Genomic DNA, 17,507 nt, shown 5'->3' with positions numbered 1-17,507 from the left:
TTTATTTCGAGTTAGGCCAGACATAAAAAAACAGTCCAGTAGCTTGTCTTTAAGGCATCAACCTATAAATAATGTTAAGACTAAAAAGCAGCCAGCTTGACTGCTTTTCTACTCTTCCTATCAGGTGATTAGAACTCGTATTTGACGTTCACTTCAACAGACTGCTCTGTACCAAACCAACAGTTATATTGGTTGTAGCAAGAGTAGTATTCTTTATCAAATACGTTGTTCACGATTAAATTGGCCGTTGCTCCGTTAAGAGATTCACTCACATGACCTAAATCATACCCAACTGACATATCTACCGCAGTGTAAGATGGAACTTTGCCCTGAGTGTTGGCCGCATTCATTTCCATTTCTCCCACATAACGGGCACCGCCACTGATACGAGTACCCGCAAGTAGGCCAGTAAACACCTTGTAGTTGGCCCAGATATTCGCACTGTGCTCTGGTACGTAGATTGGCGTGGTATCTTCTAGGTCATTGCCTGAGTCTTTGGTAATTTCCATATCAAGATAGGTATAGGATGCTGCAATATCTAGACTCTCGGATGCAAACCAACGGCCTTCTAACTCTATTCCTTGAGACACCGCTTCACCGACTTGAATACGAGGACCATATACGTTGCTTGGATCCGTCATCAACATGTTCTTCTTGGTGATATGGAACAATGAGGCCGTTGCTGTTTTGGACATATCCGCTGACATGTATTTCACACCCACTTCCACTTGTTCGCCCGTTTCAGGGTCAAAAGCTCTATTGTTTTTATCTACACCGGGCGCAGGTTCAAAACTGGTCGCGTAGCTTGCAAACGGTGACAGGCCATTCTCTAACTCATACAGCGCACCGACACGATACGTGAAATGATTGTGATCAGACTTTGTCGAGTAGTACACGCTTTCTGATTCATACTGATCGAAGCGACCACCACCAATCAGTACCAGTTGATCAAGTCGAACCTGATCTTGGAAGTAAATACCTAGCTGTTTCGATTCGCTATCATCTAAATATTCACTTGTTTTAGTCAGATCATCGCGATCCAACAAATTATTGTTTGGATTGAGCGGTTCAAACTTCCCGAACCCACTTGAAGCATCAACACCATACTCGGAATAAACCGTGTTCCCGTCCATAGACTGGTAATCAACGCCAAATAACAGATTATTTTCAATGCCCGCTATGTCAACGATACCAGACACTTGATTATCAATAACAAACCCTTTTAGCTCTTCATCTGTCGAGTAAGGAGTGCGAGTGAGCGTTCCATCAGAATTCAGTCCCTCTGTGTGGTAGGTGTTCTCTTGATACAAACTTGCATCAATGAAACGAGCGTTTTGTAGCAACGTCCAGTTTGAATTGAATTCGTGGTTGATTTTGTAACCCACCATTAAAACTTCACGTTCAAACTTACTCCAGTTCACATCCCCCATCGACACGGAAGGAGCGCTCTTTTCTAACACCTCTAATGGCATAGAAGAGTTAATGCCCATTGAAGGGTCATTCTGATAGTAAACATTAAAGTTAACCAAAGTTTTGTCTGTTGCCTGCCAATCCAAGCTCGGAGCCAACACATAACGCTCTTCTTCGGCATTATCAACTTGGCTGTCTTGTTTACGTGCCAGCGCAATTAAGCGATATGAAAAGTCACTGTCACCAATTTGACCTGTCGTATCAATCGAGGCTCGCATCAGATTTCTTGAGCCGGTGGCAACATCCACTTTGCTTGACGCTTCTTCTTGAGGTGCTTTGGCTATCATATTGACCATACCACCAGGAGGCATCGCACCATACAGTACAGAGGTGGGGCCTTTAAAGATCTCCACTTGCTGGAGCGCGATAGGATCTACCTGAGGTTGCAAGTTCCAGCCTGTTAGGTGGAGCATCGACAGACCGTCATAGTAATTGAGGTTTTTTGTCTGGAAACCACGTATGGTGAAATCATCAAACATGGTTACCGAGCTACCTCGGTTCTCAGTCGCGACACCCGGTACGTATCGCAATGCTTGATTGATAGAAGTGACACCACGCTGTTCAAGCTGCTCTCCTTCAATAATCGAGATACTTTGTGGTGTTTCTTCAGGTTCTAGCGATGTTTTGGTTGCCGTATTGCGATAGGCTTTGCCCATCACAGTGATGGTTTCTAGTTCAGTTGTATCTTGACTGACTTCATCCGCAGCCATTATGGGGGCTGAAAAGGCGGTAAGCAGCGCTAAAGTAAGTGTTGAGCGCTTAAAATTTTTTGGAGTTGTCATGTGTCCCTCAAGTACCAATGCTTTCTTATCAAGAATAAATCTCATTTGCATTCTACAAACCTGAGAAACAGGAAAGTTAACAATTTGGTGCATCTTACGCGAAATAATTTAGTCAACTATCAGTAGGTCGTTCATTTGATCATTGAGACAAGCGTTCAACAGGAATCCAATATTCCATAACTGCATCGGTATCATGTTGATTGTAATTGGCGGGATAGCATTCGAGTTCATAACCATCTATGCCGCGATAGCCAGAATTAGGTAGCCAATTAAGCAGAAACCACTCCAGCGTTTTTGGCAAATGCACCACCGGGCCACAATGTTTAACAACCGCGTACGTTTGTGCGGGCACCACCAAGGTGCTCAGTTCAGAAGAGATGACAGAAGGCAATTGAGGCAGAAGCAGGTCATCGGTTAACTCCACCCCTGCCCAATATTCCATATTACTGCCGTCAAAATGGCTTTGGGTGACATCAATGACGCCTGTCAAAGCAAGCTGCCGCTCAGTTTCGTCTGGGATGGTTTGCTCTAACCGGCGCCACAGTGCAGGGACTTTTTGCTGAAAGTCAGGATTGATTGCGAATAAGCCATTAATTTCACCATGAAGCCCTTTTAGGAAAAACTCACTTTTGAATTCCACTTTCACTTCAACGAAAAGAGGACAGGCCTCTTCAGCCGTGCGTTGAGAGACCTGAATGGGTTTACGTAACCCCGTTCTGAGACCTTGTTTACGATAAGCTCTGGGACTGAGGCCAAACACTTGCTTGAACGAGCGACTGAAGCTGATTTCTGAGCTAAAGCCAAGCTCCAGAGCGATATCAATCACCCTATCAGAAGTGTCTATCAACCTTTCAGCTGCCTGACTGAGTTTGAGCTCTCGAACATAAGTGGCCACAGCCATGCCTGTTTCTGTCTGAAATACGCGCTGCAGTTGCCAGCGTGACCAACAGCTTTGGCGGGCAATATCATCCAGTGATAGCGGTTCACTGATGTGCTGATGAATAAACGACAGTACCTTGCTTATCCGACTAAACGCGTTAGAAGGCTGTTCTATGGATTTGCCTGTCGTCATGCTGTATCTCAATTAAAATTGATAGGAATTCCGCTTACTTTAACAAACATGCAAATGAGAATTAATAACAATTGTAAATATCACCAATGACGGAAACCTGAAATTGAATTTTAACCCAAAAATAACAGATAAAAATTCAACTTAAGTTACAAAGATAAAAGAAAATAAGCCAAGATAAAATCCATAAAACTCACTGCTTTTTATAGACTAAAAGTAGAAACGCCTGTACATGGTTGAGAGTCCAGTAAAGGCAAGGCATTCAAAGATTATATTTGATTAAGCAATCATTAATTATAAATAAGAATGTACGCAACAAAACATTAATCATAATTTAATATTTGAGAAACAAACATGAGTATTTAACGATGATGGAGGTTAACTAACCAATGAAGTTCATATAAAACACAAGGAAGAACACAATGAAAATGCTCGGTGTTGCTATCGCTATTGCACCTTTTATCTCTTCATTCGCTATGGCGAATTATCAGGTTCAAACGACAGAACCAAATCGCATCTCTTTTGAATTTAAAAAAGTCGCAGATATTCCCGACTTCCCAAAAGTCGTGAGTGAGAGTAATCAGGTTATTGGTTTTGTAGACCCAAATTCCACTTGGCCAGATTTACCTGACTTTTCCTCACGAGCGATGTATCGCTGGAGTGAAAGTAAAGGCGTCGAATGGCTTATTACAGAAGACATCATTAGCTCAGATCCAAAGGATATTAACAATAATGGTGACGCCACCGCTAAAGTCTGTGATGCCAACTCTTGCTACTCTGCAATTTGGACAAACAAAGGCGACATCCAAAGTTTACAAGATGAAGTTGATCTACCAATCCAACAGTTTATTGAAGAAAATGAACTGGGGTCAGCGCAACAAATGGGGCAGGATAACATTAATATCAACGAGAATGGGCAGCTTGTAGGAACAGCAGTCTTTCCTGGTCCAGCAGGGGAGCGTGCCACACTGGCTTGGCGTTGGGATAAGAAATCAGGTTTAGAGATCCTAGAAAATGCGTCTGAGAATGTCATTTCTGAAGCCACTGATAATAACAACAAAGGCACAGTGGTTGGTAGTAGTTATAGCGATGAAATCAACAATGAAACCGCCACTTACTGGGATAAAAAAGGTCAAAAAAACCAAATCATACTCGAGCAAAGTGATTACCCTTGGGGCACACTCGCAACCGCAGTCAACAACTCCGGTCTTATTGCAGGCGTTGATCGTGTCAGCTATGCGAGCCCTTGGAGATATAGCATCAACTCACAGCAAAGACTGCCTATGGAAGAGTCGACCTATGGTGGAACAAGAACCACTCATGTTCTAGAGAATGACTACATTGCAGGGGCAACTTCATCCAACTTCCCAGATGGGGACGACTTATTCCTAAGACCGGTACTTTGGGACAGTAAAGGTAACATTTATGACCTTAATGATGAATTCAATGATCCTGAAAATTACTTGGCAGGCTGGTTTGGTATTAACACAAGTTTGTTGATGGCTACACCGCTGCGTCCGAAAAGCGGAGGCTACTATGAAGGCGCTGCTGTGTATCAGTTAGTCGTAGTTCAAAAGTAAATACTAATCCCCCTCAACATACGTGTTGAGGGGCTCCAAGAGCTTTGCCAACTCAATGGCTAGAGTGCCTTTTTGAGAGAAACTGGCGATAATTCAAGCAGATCAAACCTATCTCACATACCAATAATCAAAACCTCTTTAGAATAGAGCCACCATAACAACGCACTTCTTTTCAAGGAATGAAAGTATGAAATTGCAGTGGTCCGCTTTTGTCGCCCTTTTATTGCTTCCCTTTTCGACTTTTGCAGCCAACAACACACATGAAACCTTACCATTAACTCAATCAACCATTGGCTATGTGGCTATTCTGATTTTCACCTGTGCATATGCATTGGTGATGTTAGAAGAATACCTGTCATTGAGGAAATCTAAACCTGTCCTACTTGCCGCTGGTTTAATATGGGCCATGATTGGCTATGTGTACTCGCAACACGGGCAAATCGAAGTTGCCAAATCAGCCCTCGAACATAACCTATTGGAATACGCTGAACTGTTGCTCTTCCTACTCGTCGCCATGACCTATATCAGCGCTATGGAAGAGAGGCGGCTGTTTGACGCACTGCAAGCTTGGATGGTCGGAAAAGGCTTTAATTACAAGTCGCTATTCTGGCTAACAGGTATTCTGGCATTTTTTATTTCCCCCATTGCCGATAACCTCACAACAGCTTTATTGATGTGCGCTGTGGTCATGAAAGTCGCGGGTAATAACCCCAAGTTCATCAACCTAGCGTGTATCAATATCGTTATCGCTGCCAATGCTGGTGGAGCATTTAGTCCATTTGGAGACATTACGACATTGATGGTGTGGCAAGCCGGCTATGTTTCTTTCTCTGAGTTTATGCCCTTATTCTTACCTTCCGTTGCTAATTATCTCGTGCCTGCGATTATTATGTCGATGTTTGTGCCGAGCACCACACCGGATGTTGTCCACCAGCACGTAGAACTTAAACGCGGGGCACGCCGAATTGTGGGATTATTCATTCTAACTATTGCCACCGCTGTCGCTTTCCACGCCGTACTGCACTTCCCACCAGTGATTGGGATGATGATGGGCTTAGCCTACCTTCAATTCTTTGGCTTCTTCCTACGTAAAACACTCAAAGCTTCTCTGCATAAAAAAGCCGCACTTGCGATTGCAAACCGAGATGATCTTGCCTTAAAAAGACTGGGGTCTGTTGTACCATTTGATGTATTCAGAAGAGTATCTCATGCAGAGTGGGATACGTTACTTTTCTTCTATGGTGTCGTCATGTGTGTTGGAGGATTAAGTTTACTCGGTTATTTAGGCCTAGTGTCAGAAGTCATGTACAGCCAATGGGATCCAATTTGGGCCAACGTCATGGTCGGGATCCTGTCTGCCATCGTCGATAATATTCCCGTCATGTTCGCTGTTTTAACCATGGAGCCAGAAATGTCAATGGGCAACTGGTTACTGGTAACCCTAACTGCGGGTGTCGGTGGTAGCTTACTCTCGATTGGTTCTGCTGCGGGTGTCGCTCTGATGGGCGCCGCACATGGTAAATATACTTTCTTTGGTCACCTCAAATGGGCTCCCGTAATAGGTATTGGTTATGCTGCAAGTATCGCGCTGCACCTGATGCTCAACTCAGCACTCTTTTAACGATAGTGTTTACCAAAGAAGGGCAGCTAATATGCTGCCCTTCTGGGGTTTTACCTTAACGATCAATCCAACCGGCGCTGCCAGACACTCGCCAATTGATACTTCGCACATACACTGCACGTTAATGCTTCTTTATCCCCATGGATACGCATAACGATATCGTCTCTCTTTTCCTTTGAGCTATTACGCATCGTAATAGTGAGAAAATTATCCTCGACTGAGAAAGGTTTCGTAATTTCTGGAGCCCCCACACGACTAATGGTGACCATTGCATCTTTGAACAACAGCAAATCTTGTGAGTATAAATTTTCATATACTCCTTCAAACTCATAGGTTTGCTGATTGATCATTCGTTCAAGTTTTTCTTCAAAACATCCTTGCAGCATGAACATTGCTAGCAAGGAGACTATTCCTTGTTTTAACCGCATTCCTCAGGTTCCCAATGCTCTATTTTCAACAATGCTGCTTTCCTTTCCAGCCCGCCCGCGTAGCCCGTTAACTTACCACTTTTACCTATCACTCTATGGCAAGGCACAATCACCGAAATAGGGTTCTTGCCGTTTGCCAACCCCACGGCCCTAACCGCTTTTGGGTTGCCTATCGCATCGGCAAGCTGCTGATAACTCCATGTTTCACCAAACGGTATTGTGGTTAATGCTTCCCACACCTGTTGCTGAAATATAGTCCCTTCTGCTGCTAATGGTAGCTCAAATTCCTTACGACTACCGGAAAAATACTCTTGTAACTGTTTGATTGCTTTAATAAGTATAGGATGATCTTTATCGTTTTTGCCTAACTCTTCAGGTTGTGTGGTCTGAGTCTCAAACCAAGCGCCCAACAAACCTTGCTCATTCGCCTGAAGAGTCATTTGTCCTAATGGCGTCTTAAAAGTGGTGTAGCTTTTGTTCATGCGTGGCTCCAGCAATGGAATGTGGCGTAACTCCCCCATGGAGATACACTTTCAACGTTCAGTTCAGGAAATTGATTCAGGGCTTTTTTCACAACTAAGTCTCCATCAAGGAAGCAGTTGGCCTCTGATTCTCCTCTTAGCCTCGCATAGTTGACTGTCCATGGCCCAATCCCTTTGACATCCAGCCATTGTTCTAAGTTTGCTTGTGGTTGTTCGACCATAAACCGTGCAAAGCGCGCTAATGTTTCTTTACGACTGTGCGGCATACGCAAAAAAGAAAGATCCGCTGAGGCGACTTCTTGTGGAGTAGGAAAATGCGTCACCTCTTCAGGCTGTAAGGTTTGAACCAACAAATTCAACTGCCCAATCGCAGCCTTGATCGATACCTGTTGGCCGAGAATCGCCCTGATTCCACCTTCCCAAGTACTCCAAACTCCCGGAATACGAATTCCACTCCGTATTATCAAGTTAGGGCTAATCGAGTTCAGTTTTTGTTCTATGGTTAAAATATCCGTATCTAAGTCAAACATTCTGCGTAACTGGTTAACTAACGCCTTCAAGCGACGGGTATCAGATAACTCAAATTCGACCCGCATAACTCCGGGCTTATGATACCGAATCGAAAACCAGCCTCTCGTACCTTCGAGATCAAATTTTCTCTGGTAGCTTTCATTACTCACCCACTCTAAACCTTCAATGGCTCTCATACGGTAAAAATCCAACATATGCTGCCAATCCAAAGGGCCTTTGAAAGCCAAATCAATATAACTATTTTCCACGGTCATCACCGTTTGCTCTTTTCTCACTTGTGTTGGCGTTAGTTTAATGACCTGCTTAAACGCATCATTAAATCGGCGCACACTTTTAAAACCACTTGCAAAAGCAATATCTGTGACAGACATAGAGCTGGAGTGAAGCAGTTGCTTGGCGAACATCAGTTGATGGTATAGCGCGTATTGCTTAGGCGCCATTCCAAGGTGGTCTTGGAAAAGCTGCCTCAAGTAACGATCGCTGATACCAAGCCGCCCCGCCAATTCACTCAGGCTGTGATTTTGCAGTTCACCATGCTCAATCATTTTCAACGCCCGAAGAAAAGTAGTCTCTACCCCTTTCCATGCCCAAGAACTAGGCGCGCTGTCAGGGCGGCAGCGCAAACAAGGTCTATAACCCGCTTGAAGCGCTTGTGCCTTCTCTACAAAATACTCGACATTTTCTTCTTTGGGCAGATTTGCTGGGCAGATAGGGCGACAGAAAATGCCTGTCGTTTTGACTGCAACATAAAAGCGTCCATCAAAGCGCGCATCCCTTGCCTGACGAGCACTTTGACACTCTTGCAGTGTTATTGATGGAAGTCCATTCACACTCTCATTCCTACAATCTTTCAAACCCTTAACAAGAGTCTAATTGGCTCACAATTTAATACTAGCCATTTTCGGAAGTTAATCGAATTTACTATCAGTTTAAAATCTTCTAGAGTTAGATTTGCAGATCAAATAAATAATAAGGAAGTTGGCTATGAACCTGCACACATGCACAATAGTGCTAAAAGATAATCTCACCCTTACATATGATAGCGTCGAGCAAAGCCTCAACGTGATCGAACAACACGGTGCATCCAGCATCAACAATATTTTGATTGATGCAACCGATGGCCAAACCATACGTTCTTATCACAACCTATCAGTTGAAGAGTCGATTGAAAGCTTGATGGATTTGTAAATCCTCACTTTGCAACGAGTCTACAAAGGTAAAGGCCTCGGTATACCGAGGCCTTGTTTATTATTCATCAAGTGGCAAGTCAGCCATTTGCTGTAAAGAGTAGGCTGTTATAGGGTCGATATCTTTGACTAACTCCTCAACCTGTCTGATCGCTTCTACGGATGAACTCGCCTTGCGATAACTTAAGTAGATAGGTCGGTGCCAATCCTCAACACCCGCTACTTTATATAGCTGACCACTTGTAATAAACGGCTCAACTAACGATACAGGTAAGTAAGCACTTCCTCCCTTTTCAAGGATGAAATCCATTGCAATACGTGCTGTTGATGTTCTTAGATAAGGCGCAGGAATTTTAGGATGTCGCTCAGCGTGCTCTGACGCAAACTTGGTTCCCCAATCAACATAAGCATATTTATCCTCAAATACACTTTGTAATGTATGTTCCTCCGTTGACACCAATACCAAAACGATATCAGCCACCTTTTTACAATGCAGCTCATCTGCTTTTATCTGGTCAAATGCAAATGCCATATCAAGGGTTCTTTCTTGCAAGCTGCGATTGAGAGCTTCGCGTCCCATCACTTCAGCGATAAAGCCGTAACCACCGAAAGAGTCTGTCACAATGCTCAAGCAGTTCTGCAAATAGGCATCCCAAATATTTGGCGTCCCGCCCATCGTCAGTTGTAATGCTTTTCCATTTTCCAGTGATAGTTCTAACTTTGCTTGCTGCAGTGTCGTTACCATGACGTCTGCATAACTCACCAGACGCTCACCCGATGACGTTAATTTAATGTTGTTTCGATCGCGAATAAACAGCTGGGTATCAAAATAGTTTTCTAACTGTTTAATGCGTGCACTCACTGCCGCCTGTGTGATGTACAGGTTCTCGGCCGCACGTCCGAAGTGACGTACATTGGCCAGTTCTAAAAATGTTTTAAAGACTTTGACGTCCATCGAAATACCTCAGTTAAGGGCGATAAAGGCTAACCATAATGGATTTCACTTATTTTCCCATTAAACAAACTGTTACCTAACGTTCATAAAAGTGTTTAATTGAAACGATAAAAAGGTTTTGTTTTTCTTTTGTTAAATTTACGCCTACTTTTCGTTTTAGTTCAACCCAGTAGGTTTATAGAGGCTACCAAAATGTCTGACACTCTATTTCGTCACGGCAAAAAACGTTTTTATGACAACACAAAATTTCCACGCGGCTTTGCCAAGTCTGGAGATTTTACGCTTGCAGAAGAGGAAATCCTAACGCTTTATGGGGATACCATGCAGGGTTTGGAAATGGGGATACTTGAACCTGAAAATGCGGAAGAAAAGCATTTTCTTAAGGTGATAGAAAACCCAGGTAAAGCGAAGTCAAAACTGGAGCGAGTCTGGCTGAAGTACGTGCAGTTAGCACGTGGTCGAAAGCGCTTCCACACCCTCAATGGTCGTAATAAGCCTGATGCCAGTGAGGATTATTCTGAAGAGGTCAGCTTGGCCGAAGAAGATTAACAATAGACAAAGCCCCATTCCTCGGGGCTTTCATTTTAACTAAGACATTATTTCGCGAGTGTGGCGACTTTCTTGAGGAAAGTGTCCCGCAAGTGCTCCTGATCGTATTCCAAATGATAAGTATTGTGGAAGCCAATCTTAAGCTCAACGCCATTACCACGCAGATACACACTGTACCCATCGTAGTCCGAGAAGGCTTCTACTCCTTCGTACATCTTGCCGTATTCAGTCGGCGTCCCATTTGCCATCACCGTCTCGTACGCGTGAAGTATTTTGGTCGGGTCGAGTTCGTTTTTCATCACTTGCTCTCCGTGGTTATACCTCTTAAGTATGGGTAACACGTCTACTTTTCGCCATTGTAGACCTTGAGCAAGGTCAAAAGTTCAGCAATTTATCTTTCAGCGTATAGCCCAAAAATATTTACTGGTTAGGTCAATAATTTGTACTATCCAAGTCAATAAAACCGATCCCCCAAGGGAAGGTTAGGCTAAAGAAAAGCTTAATCAAGTGCAGTAAAGGGAGCCTTTAGCTCCCTTATGCGTTACGCCCAGAATGCCATAGCGATAAAGGTAAGTGCCACAATACATGCAATATTGAGGATCAGGCCGACGCGCATCATTTCACTTTGCTGAACATGCCCGGAGCCAAACACAATAGCATTAGGCGGGGTGGCAACAGGCAACATAAAGGCACAAGATGCCGCCACTGCGATCAGTACCGAAAGCACTACTGGCGATAATCCAAACGCTTCTGCCACGCTTGCAAATACGGGGATAAGCAGCGCCGCACTAGCGGTGTTACTGGCGAACTCGGTCAGGAAGACTACAAATACAGCGATCACTGCAACGATGAAGAAGATGCCTAGGTGTGAAATTAACTCACTCAAACCGTTGGCTAAGAAAACGCTGGTACCGGTTGCTTTAAGCACGTTGCTCAGGCAGATACCACCACCAAACAACAACAGCACTCCCCAGTCTGCCGTCTTCTCGATATCTTTCCAATGCACCACGCGGGCAAAGTTAACCGCGACAATCGCACCCAAAGCGACAACTGTATCGAACTTAGCATACCCGCCAATCAACGCATTAATTGGCTTACTGAAAATCCACAGGCAAACCGTTACAGCAAAAATGCCCAAGGTGACAATTTTGCCTTTGTCCCAGTTTACTGGTTCGTCGTTAAGTTCAAACTGACCTTTCAGGTCTGGCTTAAGCACCATAAACAACACAGCCACAGCGATAGGCAGCAGGATGATGGCAGTCGGCAGGCCAAAACTCATCCAGTCTGTAAAGCTCAGCCCCCACTTCTGCTGCTGCAATGGCGTTTGGTGGGCTGCCAACGATGGTCGCGATACCGCCGATACTGGCGCTGTAAGCGATCCCGAGTAGGACAAACACATAAGTTTTGTGGCCACTTTCGGAATTCACTTTGCTCAAGACACCCAGCACTAAAGGCAACATCATCGCAGTGGTCGCGGTATTACTGATCCACATTGACAGCGCTGCAGTCACACCAAATAGCATAAAGACCGCGACACTCATCTTTCCTTTAGCGATGATTAGTACTTTATCGGCTATGACTTTGTCTAGCCCCTGACGGTGCATCGCCGCAGCTAATGCAAAGCCGCCAAGAAACAGAAAGATGATGGAATTGGCAAAATTGTTTAAGGCCGTTTGAGTATCAAACACACCAAACAAAACGGCCATAACTGGCACCAAAATAGCGGTAACGGTTACGTGCAGCGCTTCAGTGAGCCAGAGAATGGCGATAAACGTTAGCATGCTCAGACCAAGAACGACCTGAGGTTCGAAGGGCAGTGTAAAGTAGAGGGTCGCGAATAAGGCGACATTGGCGAGAACAATCAGGCTATTGCGGTTTAACAGCCACTCCCGAGTGTTTGTGGGCAATGGAACACTATCATTTCTATTCATTATTATATTTCCTCATGAGGGCCAGATGGCAATGCAAATGGTCCCACATAAGCTCATGAGGAAATATTTTTCATTTCGAAATTGTTAACCATATCAAAAACGAGGTTAACCCTGTTAACACAATGAAATAAATGGAGTTTTATTTATAGCCAATTTGTCTACTACGCAATCAACTCATCAAAACTTTGCATGACTTGAGGGCATTTCATTACTCGGCCATGGCCTTGTCCCTGAGTCGCGACCAAGGTGACATTTTCCATATCCTGTGCCGCTTTCTGCGATACAGAGAACTTAGTAAATTTATCCCCTTCGTCATGCACTATGATGGTTTTCGACTGGCGTAATTTCAGTTTGTTGTATGGGTCAATCGACTGAATCGGGTAGCGGTATTGCTCCTCCACTTCAGAGACTACCGCACTAAACAAACGCATTGAGTAGCCTGAGCGAGCGACGCTGCCAAACAGGTTATCAAGGTAATCCAATACCGGAGCGATAAGCAGTAATGGCTTGTCGACCAATTTCTGATGGTGGCACTCAATCGCTGAAGCAGTTCCCATACTGTGGCCCACTAAACCTGCCACTTCATCAACGCTATCAAGAATTGCCTCCAAACCGTGTACAAACGCCGGAATATGCCCATATAAGCCGCCGCTTTCACCATGCCCAGGATGATCATACGCCAGTGCGGTATAGCCCTGTGAAGCGATATGCTCCATCAATGGGAAGAACTGGCTCGCTGTACCAGACCAACCATGAGTGAGCACCCAAACCGGGCCTTGACCGAGTTGATAGGTCTTAAGCGGCCCTTCTTTAGATTGAACTTCACCCATGACTAAGCCTTCCGGTTGAACATTCTTTGGTTTCGTTCTCGCTGGCGTCAGCAGCAATTTGCGAGCCGTCTGCTTTGCATGACTCGGTGCCAACGTATGATGCAAGCGTGTCGTCAGGTTAACCAAACTCTTCTTAACGCTAAACTTGTTCGAGGTATTAAAATAAATCTTCTCACTCATGGTCGCTATCCTTTTTCGGGTTCGTCTCACTAAAAAACGAACGACCGTGCTATTTTTAGTTAAATTATTGGCTGAACCTAGTTCCGGTAGGACTAATGGCTCAGCCAGCTAAATGCCTATTTCCAGCTTGTCATCATGCGTTCAACGCCTTGCCAGAAATGTTGGTAACTCTCTTGCTCCCCGTGAATCGAATAGAACAAGTGGGCACTTAAATACAAACCATACAACTCAAACGTGGCCTGCTTCGGGTCAAGATCTTGGCGAAACTCACCATTTTCTACCCCTTTTGCGACCTGAATTCTCAAGTACTCGACCCAAGTCGCGATGGTTTTTTTCAATGCTTGTTGCGTTGGGTTCGCTTCTGGATTGGTCTCTTTCCATGCATCCAAAAACATGCAGCTGCCCTGAAATGAATGATTCCAACCAAGCCAATTATCCAGCAGAGTACGAATCTTTTGCTCCTGACGAAGAGCGCTTTGCTCTCTCGCTGGTGCAATCACCCGTTGGGTAAAAATCAGATTCGCATGCTCCAAAACCGCGATCTGTAAGTTATCTTTGGAGTTAAAATGAGCAAACAAACCACTTTTCGACATACCGCATTGCTTGGCCAACTCACCGATCGTCAGGCTTTCCAACCCGTTCTCGCTCGCCAATTCAAATGCCTTACTCAGGATATTGTCTCGGGTTACTTTACCTTTGCTCATCATGCTCTCACTTATTCACTCTTGTTATTTTTAGCACGTTCGTACTTTTTTGCAATCTATAAATATCTACACAAACAAAAATTCACCGTAAGAATGTAATATATGTAGAGCCGAGACCTTACTAGCTCAATATCCCGTGAAAGCCCAAGTTGTTTGACCTAGGAGCCGTCTATGAATTTTGATGATAAATATCACTGGATTGATGGCCATAATGGAGGCGCTTTTGTTTAATCAGGGTTTTCTGGCCAAGTCTCGCGCCAGAATCAAAGTCAGGCCAAAGACTTGTAAAAACAAACCGATGTTTTTGTACCAAGCAATTTTTTCATTTAATTCTGCCATGACTTCAGAAAGACCAAGGTTTTTCAAATAGTACTCATCTATTTGATTACGATAGCTCTTTTGAGCCTGATTAATTTGCATCATTAATGGACTCAGATTTTCGCGGCTGATCGGCGGAACGCTTCCACCTAACCAAGCACTGAGTTGGCCTCGCAGCGCAGTTTGTAAGGCGTCATCTATCTTTTTTTCGCCAACCTGACTGAGGTGCAGCAAAATCGCTTCGCGTTTACGCTCCAAAGTTTCGACACTGTTCCACGCGAGTTGAATCGAATAGAGGTTGTCGTCTTTCTGCTCTGAAAGCGCCGCGATCTGTGCACTCAACCTATCCAACACCACACTCGACATAACTATTGCGAGTATGTTGAGAATAAGACCTACCAGAACTAACAACCATGCTGGTGGAACTTTGAAAGGCACTACCATAATTTCCCAAATGGCAGATAAACGAGGTTAAGGATGATAAGCACGGCAATCACCAAAAAGGTCAGCTTCATACCGGTAATTCGACCTTTGAGCTTCTCAGCTAATACCGCCTTAGCGTGCATAACCCTGCCAATCACAAATACAATCCCAGCCAAGTGGATCATCCAAGGGCTAGCACCGTTAAACTCAACCATCGCCATTAAAAACAAAGTGATTGGGATATAGTCCATCGCATTGCCCTGAGCACTGCGAGCGACCTGAAGGGCATTCACTCCGCCATCTGCATAAGCAACCTTAGCACTGCGACGCTGCTTGATTACCTGTATCGATAGCCATATCATCAATGCAGCTAATATCGATGCGTAAAGCGCTGTAATCATAAGTATTTCTCCCTGTAACTCTGATTATTGTAGAGAATAATTTCAGAAGTTATGGAGAAAATCTATTAAAAAGCACTGATAAATAGGCTAGATGAGCTCAAGTTTTAAAACCTGGCTCGCAACGTTCATCAGCACAGCACTCATCTTGTAAGAAGCTAATCACACCTTCAAGGCACTGATACTCTGCTACACAATAAAGCGTTCTACCTTCACGACGCTGGCTAATTAAATTCGCCGACGCCAAGCTAGAGATATGATGAGATAACGTTGAACCTGGAATAGCCAACTCCTCTTGGATAGCGCCAACAGCAATTCCCTGATACCCTGCTTTGACCACTCTTTTATAGATAGACAGGCGCGTTGGGTGGCCCAATTCTTTCAACGCCTTTGCAACAACTCCCAGCTCCATTACTCCCCCTACACAAAAGCACAAAAGTTATATTTCTAAAATAATCGAAATATACGCATTTTTCAACGCTCGCCATCTCCTTAGAAAGGCCAATCTACTTTTGTGTGGTTACACTTTCATCGACCTGCACAAAGTTCGTTCATTCACTTCGTTTTCGGGAAGGAAATCTGATATTGAGTTCCCCCTTACTCTGCTCATTTTTGATATAGTCATACAATAATGTGTTCATTAAGGGATAAAAAATGAAAGTTTCATTGATTGCGACAGTGATGGTACTACTGATTGGTGGTTGTTCTAACACATGGCAAGGTGTAAAAGAGGATTCATCGCAAGTATGGGATAACACTAAGCAAGCCATTCACGAAGCCACCGCTGAAGAGTAAATCGACATCCTTTCTCAAAGCCAGCGCTCAGAGGCACTGTCTGATACAAGAATAGAAATGTTATGCCCTAGGGGAGTTAAAGCCGCTGTGTCACTCCCTTTAATTTTATGCGCTGGGATATGAAGGTATAAAGCCGAGAGCCTAACACTGAAGCTGATAAACCAAATAAAATCAGTGCCCCTCCTAGCATTTCTAAGTTACTCAATTGTTCATTCAAAAGTAGGCTTGAGCCGACAATACCCACTACAGGTATCAATAACGCAAAAGGTGTAACAACTGCGGTTGGGTAGTTTTTCAGTAGCCAGCCCCACAAAGCAAAAGCAGCCAAAGTTGAGATATAGCTAACGTATAGCAAAGACAACCAAGATTTTTCTGTCGTTGCTAATAACAGCGATACAGGTTGGTTTGTTTCGAAATGCCAAGAAACGAAGAACAGCGGAATTGGAGGAATCAAACTCACCCAAACCATGAAATGCAGTAAGTTCACATCGCCCATTCGTTTCATGATCAGATTGGAGACTGACCAAAATCCAGCGGCACATAGAATAAGCGTTATCCCTAATGCCGTTGCATTGCCTCCCGCGGTGTAGAAAAAGAAACTAAATCCAATACAAGCGAGTACCATACCGAATAATTGAAACCGATTTAGTGACTCTTTCCACAGCAATACACTGAGCAAAATGGTGAACACAACCTGAGCTTGCAGTAATAGCGAGGAAAGCCCCGCAGAAACATCAGACTCCATTGCCACAAATAGAAAGCTAAACTTAAGGACACCTAAAAATACGCCGACGCCAAGCACATTCCAAATTGAGGTTTTAGGGAATGGGATAAAAAATACCGCAGGTATAGCAACCACAAGAAACCGCAGTCCAGAAAATAAAATAGGTGGGATTTCTTCGAGGCCGAACTTAATAACAGAAAAGTTTACCCCCCAAATCAACACAACTAAAACCACACCAATCAGACTTTTGAAATCCATTCCCACCTCTGTCGTTTCTTATTATTCTGCCAACCGTTAATATACGCCCAGTTTATCTTTTTATCTCAGATTTTCTATCGAACCCCATCAAATACAGAGCCTCCCCATACATTGTCGTAACCTCCAAGCGATTCCATGACAGCTTTATTCAGCACTCTTGAATAGTATTTATGCGTCTATTTGGGAATAAACAATACCCTCAAAATAGCTAAAGGGGCTCGAAAGCAAGATTCTTGTGAGCTCACTACCAGAACAGAGAGAAATGTCGACTCCTAAATAATTTTAAAACGGA

General features: G+C 44.0%; 18 protein-coding genes and 1 pseudogene. 5 read left to right on the top strand and 14 right to left on the bottom strand.

Going from position 1 to position 17,507, the window contains the following annotated elements; all coding sequences use genetic code 11:
- Nucleotides 1–128 precede the first annotated feature (128 nt).
- Entirely contained in the window at nt 129–2,252 is a 2,124-nt protein-coding gene (locus L1D23_RS17960) for a TonB-dependent siderophore receptor (RefSeq protein WP_239869653.1), read from the bottom strand.
- A 139-nt stretch (nt 2,253–2,391) separates the two neighbouring features.
- The gene (locus tag L1D23_RS17955) at nt 2,392–3,324 is read right to left on the bottom strand and encodes an AraC family transcriptional regulator (RefSeq protein ID WP_239869503.1); all 933 of its coding nucleotides are present in this window, start codon (nt 3,322–3,324) and stop codon (nt 2,392–2,394) included.
- Between the two features lie 419 nt (nt 3,325–3,743).
- On the opposite strand from L1D23_RS17955, the gene L1D23_RS17950 reads away from it, so the two are divergent.
- Together L1D23_RS17950 and nhaD are read left to right on the top strand one after the other, a co-directional pair.
- Nucleotides 3,744–4,901 carry a hypothetical protein gene (locus L1D23_RS17950; RefSeq protein WP_239869496.1) on the top strand — a complete coding sequence of 386 codons (1,158 nt, stop codon included), beginning with the start codon at nt 3,744–3,746 and terminating at the stop codon, nt 4,899–4,901.
- Between the two features lie 187 nt (nt 4,902–5,088).
- Nucleotides 5,089–6,522 (top strand): sodium:proton antiporter NhaD, encoded by a 1,434-nt coding sequence (gene nhaD / locus L1D23_RS17945; RefSeq protein WP_239869487.1) that lies wholly within the window; start codon nt 5,089–5,091, stop codon nt 6,520–6,522.
- A gap of 62 nt (nt 6,523–6,584) precedes the next feature.
- Here the strand turns inward: nhaD and L1D23_RS17940 are convergent, their stop codons facing one another.
- From L1D23_RS17940 to L1D23_RS17930, 3 genes are read right to left on the bottom strand one after another with little or no spacing between them, the layout of a single operon-like run.
- Complete coding sequence (locus tag L1D23_RS17940) at nt 6,585–6,950, bottom strand: hypothetical protein (RefSeq protein WP_239835777.1); 366 nt, start codon at nt 6,948–6,950, stop codon at nt 6,585–6,587.
- On the bottom strand, nt 6,941–7,432 hold the full coding sequence (locus tag L1D23_RS17935; protein WP_239869479.1) for a methylated-DNA--[protein]-cysteine S-methyltransferase: 492 nt from the start codon (nt 7,430–7,432) through the stop codon (nt 6,941–6,943). Before L1D23_RS17935 ends, L1D23_RS17940 begins: the two co-directional genes overlap by 10 nt.
- Nucleotides 7,429–8,793 (bottom strand): AlkA N-terminal domain-containing protein, encoded by a 1,365-nt coding sequence (locus L1D23_RS17930; protein WP_239869477.1) that lies wholly within the window; start codon nt 8,791–8,793, stop codon nt 7,429–7,431. The genes L1D23_RS17935 and L1D23_RS17930 overlap by 4 nt, the downstream gene beginning before the upstream one ends.
- A 154-nt stretch (nt 8,794–8,947) precedes the next feature.
- On the opposite strand from L1D23_RS17930, the gene L1D23_RS17925 reads away from it, so the two are divergent.
- Nucleotides 8,948–9,151: a hypothetical protein gene (locus L1D23_RS17925; RefSeq protein WP_239835774.1), complete on the top strand. Its 204-nt coding sequence runs from the start codon at nt 8,948–8,950 to the stop codon at nt 9,149–9,151.
- Between the two features lie 60 nt (nt 9,152–9,211).
- Here the strand turns inward: L1D23_RS17925 and L1D23_RS17920 are convergent, their stop codons facing one another.
- The gene (locus L1D23_RS17920; protein ID WP_239869469.1) at nt 9,212–10,105 is read right to left on the bottom strand and encodes a LysR family transcriptional regulator; all 894 of its coding nucleotides are present in this window, start codon (nt 10,103–10,105) and stop codon (nt 9,212–9,214) included.
- 192 nt (nt 10,106–10,297) lie between these two features.
- Here L1D23_RS17920 and L1D23_RS17915 point away from each other — a divergent pair, with 192 nt between their 5' ends.
- Nucleotides 10,298–10,654 (top strand): DUF413 domain-containing protein, encoded by a 357-nt coding sequence (locus L1D23_RS17915; RefSeq protein WP_239835772.1) that lies wholly within the window; start codon nt 10,298–10,300, stop codon nt 10,652–10,654.
- A gap of 47 nt (nt 10,655–10,701) precedes the next feature.
- Here L1D23_RS17915 and L1D23_RS17910 read toward each other — a convergent pair whose 3' ends face one another.
- From L1D23_RS17910 to L1D23_RS17880, 7 genes and pseudogenes are all read right to left on the bottom strand, one after another.
- Nucleotides 10,702–10,953, bottom strand: a complete 252-nt coding sequence (locus tag L1D23_RS17910; protein WP_019277322.1) for a DUF3081 domain-containing protein — start codon at nt 10,951–10,953, stop codon at nt 10,702–10,704.
- 242 nt (nt 10,954–11,195) lie between these two features.
- Nucleotides 11,196–12,585 (bottom strand): annotated as a pseudogene (locus L1D23_RS17905) (DASS family sodium-coupled anion symporter).
- Between the two features lie 161 nt (nt 12,586–12,746).
- A complete protein-coding gene (locus L1D23_RS17900) occupies nt 12,747–13,595 on the bottom strand; it encodes an alpha/beta hydrolase (protein WP_239869451.1) in 849 nt (282 codons plus the stop codon).
- 116 nt (nt 13,596–13,711) lie between these two features.
- A complete protein-coding gene (locus L1D23_RS17895; protein ID WP_239869644.1) occupies nt 13,712–14,299 on the bottom strand; it encodes a TetR/AcrR family transcriptional regulator in 588 nt (195 codons plus the stop codon).
- 231 nt (nt 14,300–14,530) lie between these two features.
- Entirely contained in the window at nt 14,531–15,055 is a 525-nt protein-coding gene (locus L1D23_RS17890; RefSeq protein ID WP_239869642.1) for a DNA mismatch repair protein, read from the bottom strand.
- Complete coding sequence (locus tag L1D23_RS17885) at nt 15,055–15,441, bottom strand: MAPEG family protein (protein WP_239869449.1); 387 nt, start codon at nt 15,439–15,441, stop codon at nt 15,055–15,057. Before L1D23_RS17885 ends, L1D23_RS17890 begins: the two co-directional genes overlap by 1 nt.
- Nucleotides 15,442–15,538: 97 nt before the next feature.
- A complete protein-coding gene (locus L1D23_RS17880; protein ID WP_239869435.1) occupies nt 15,539–15,850 on the bottom strand; it encodes a metalloregulator ArsR/SmtB family transcription factor in 312 nt (103 codons plus the stop codon).
- 242 nt (nt 15,851–16,092) lie between these two features.
- Between L1D23_RS17880 and L1D23_RS17875 the strand changes: the two genes are divergently transcribed.
- Nucleotides 16,093–16,233: an entericidin EcnAB gene (locus L1D23_RS17875; protein WP_239869420.1), complete on the top strand. Its 141-nt coding sequence runs from the start codon at nt 16,093–16,095 to the stop codon at nt 16,231–16,233.
- 76 nt (nt 16,234–16,309) lie between these two features.
- On the opposite strand, the gene L1D23_RS17870 is transcribed toward L1D23_RS17875, so the two are convergent.
- On the bottom strand, nt 16,310–17,215 hold the full coding sequence (locus tag L1D23_RS17870) for an EamA family transporter (protein WP_239869418.1): 906 nt from the start codon (nt 17,213–17,215) through the stop codon (nt 16,310–16,312).
- Nucleotides 17,216–17,507 lie beyond the last annotated feature (292 nt).

The organism is Vibrio sp. Isolate24, from assembly GCF_022398215.1.
Classification (GTDB): domain Bacteria; phylum Pseudomonadota; class Gammaproteobacteria; order Enterobacterales; family Vibrionaceae; genus Vibrio; species Vibrio coralliilyticus_A.
Note: the sequence above shows the minus strand (reverse complement) of the source record. Positions and strands in the feature narration are given on the sequence as shown.

What these genes read in the sequence shown, in the direction of transcription:
- L1D23_RS17875 (WP_239869420.1), top strand. Translation starts at nt 16,093, where the DNA reads ATGAAAGTTTCATTGATTGCGACAGTGATGGTACTACTGATTGGTGGT.
- L1D23_RS17935 (WP_239869479.1), bottom strand. Translation starts at nt 7,432, where the DNA reads ATGAACAAAAGCTACACCACTTTTAAGACGCCATTAGGACAAATGACT.
- L1D23_RS17950 (WP_239869496.1), top strand. Translation starts at nt 3,744, where the DNA reads ATGAAAATGCTCGGTGTTGCTATCGCTATTGCACCTTTTATCTCTTCA.
- L1D23_RS17885 (WP_239869449.1), bottom strand. Translation starts at nt 15,441, where the DNA reads ATGATTACAGCGCTTTACGCATCGATATTAGCTGCATTGATGATATGG.
- L1D23_RS17900 (WP_239869451.1), bottom strand. Translation starts at nt 13,595, where the DNA reads ATGAGTGAGAAGATTTATTTTAATACCTCGAACAAGTTTAGCGTTAAG.
- L1D23_RS17895 (WP_239869644.1), bottom strand. Translation starts at nt 14,299, where the DNA reads ATGAGCAAAGGTAAAGTAACCCGAGACAATATCCTGAGTAAGGCATTT.
- L1D23_RS17925 (WP_239835774.1), top strand. Translation starts at nt 8,948, where the DNA reads ATGAACCTGCACACATGCACAATAGTGCTAAAAGATAATCTCACCCTT.
- L1D23_RS17915 (WP_239835772.1), top strand. Translation starts at nt 10,298, where the DNA reads ATGTCTGACACTCTATTTCGTCACGGCAAAAAACGTTTTTATGACAAC.
- L1D23_RS17960 (WP_239869653.1), bottom strand. Translation starts at nt 2,252, where the DNA reads ATGACAACTCCAAAAAATTTTAAGCGCTCAACACTTACTTTAGCGCTG.
- L1D23_RS17955 (WP_239869503.1), bottom strand. Translation starts at nt 3,324, where the DNA reads ATGACGACAGGCAAATCCATAGAACAGCCTTCTAACGCGTTTAGTCGG.
- L1D23_RS17940 (WP_239835777.1), bottom strand. Translation starts at nt 6,950, where the DNA reads ATGCGGTTAAAACAAGGAATAGTCTCCTTGCTAGCAATGTTCATGCTG.
- L1D23_RS17910 (WP_019277322.1), bottom strand. Translation starts at nt 10,953, where the DNA reads ATGAAAAACGAACTCGACCCGACCAAAATACTTCACGCGTACGAGACG.
- nhaD (WP_239869487.1), top strand. Translation starts at nt 5,089, where the DNA reads ATGAAATTGCAGTGGTCCGCTTTTGTCGCCCTTTTATTGCTTCCCTTT.
- L1D23_RS17880 (WP_239869435.1), bottom strand. Translation starts at nt 15,850, where the DNA reads ATGGAGCTGGGAGTTGTTGCAAAGGCGTTGAAAGAATTGGGCCACCCA.
- L1D23_RS17920 (WP_239869469.1), bottom strand. Translation starts at nt 10,105, where the DNA reads ATGGACGTCAAAGTCTTTAAAACATTTTTAGAACTGGCCAATGTACGT.
- L1D23_RS17870 (WP_239869418.1), bottom strand. Translation starts at nt 17,215, where the DNA reads ATGGATTTCAAAAGTCTGATTGGTGTGGTTTTAGTTGTGTTGATTTGG.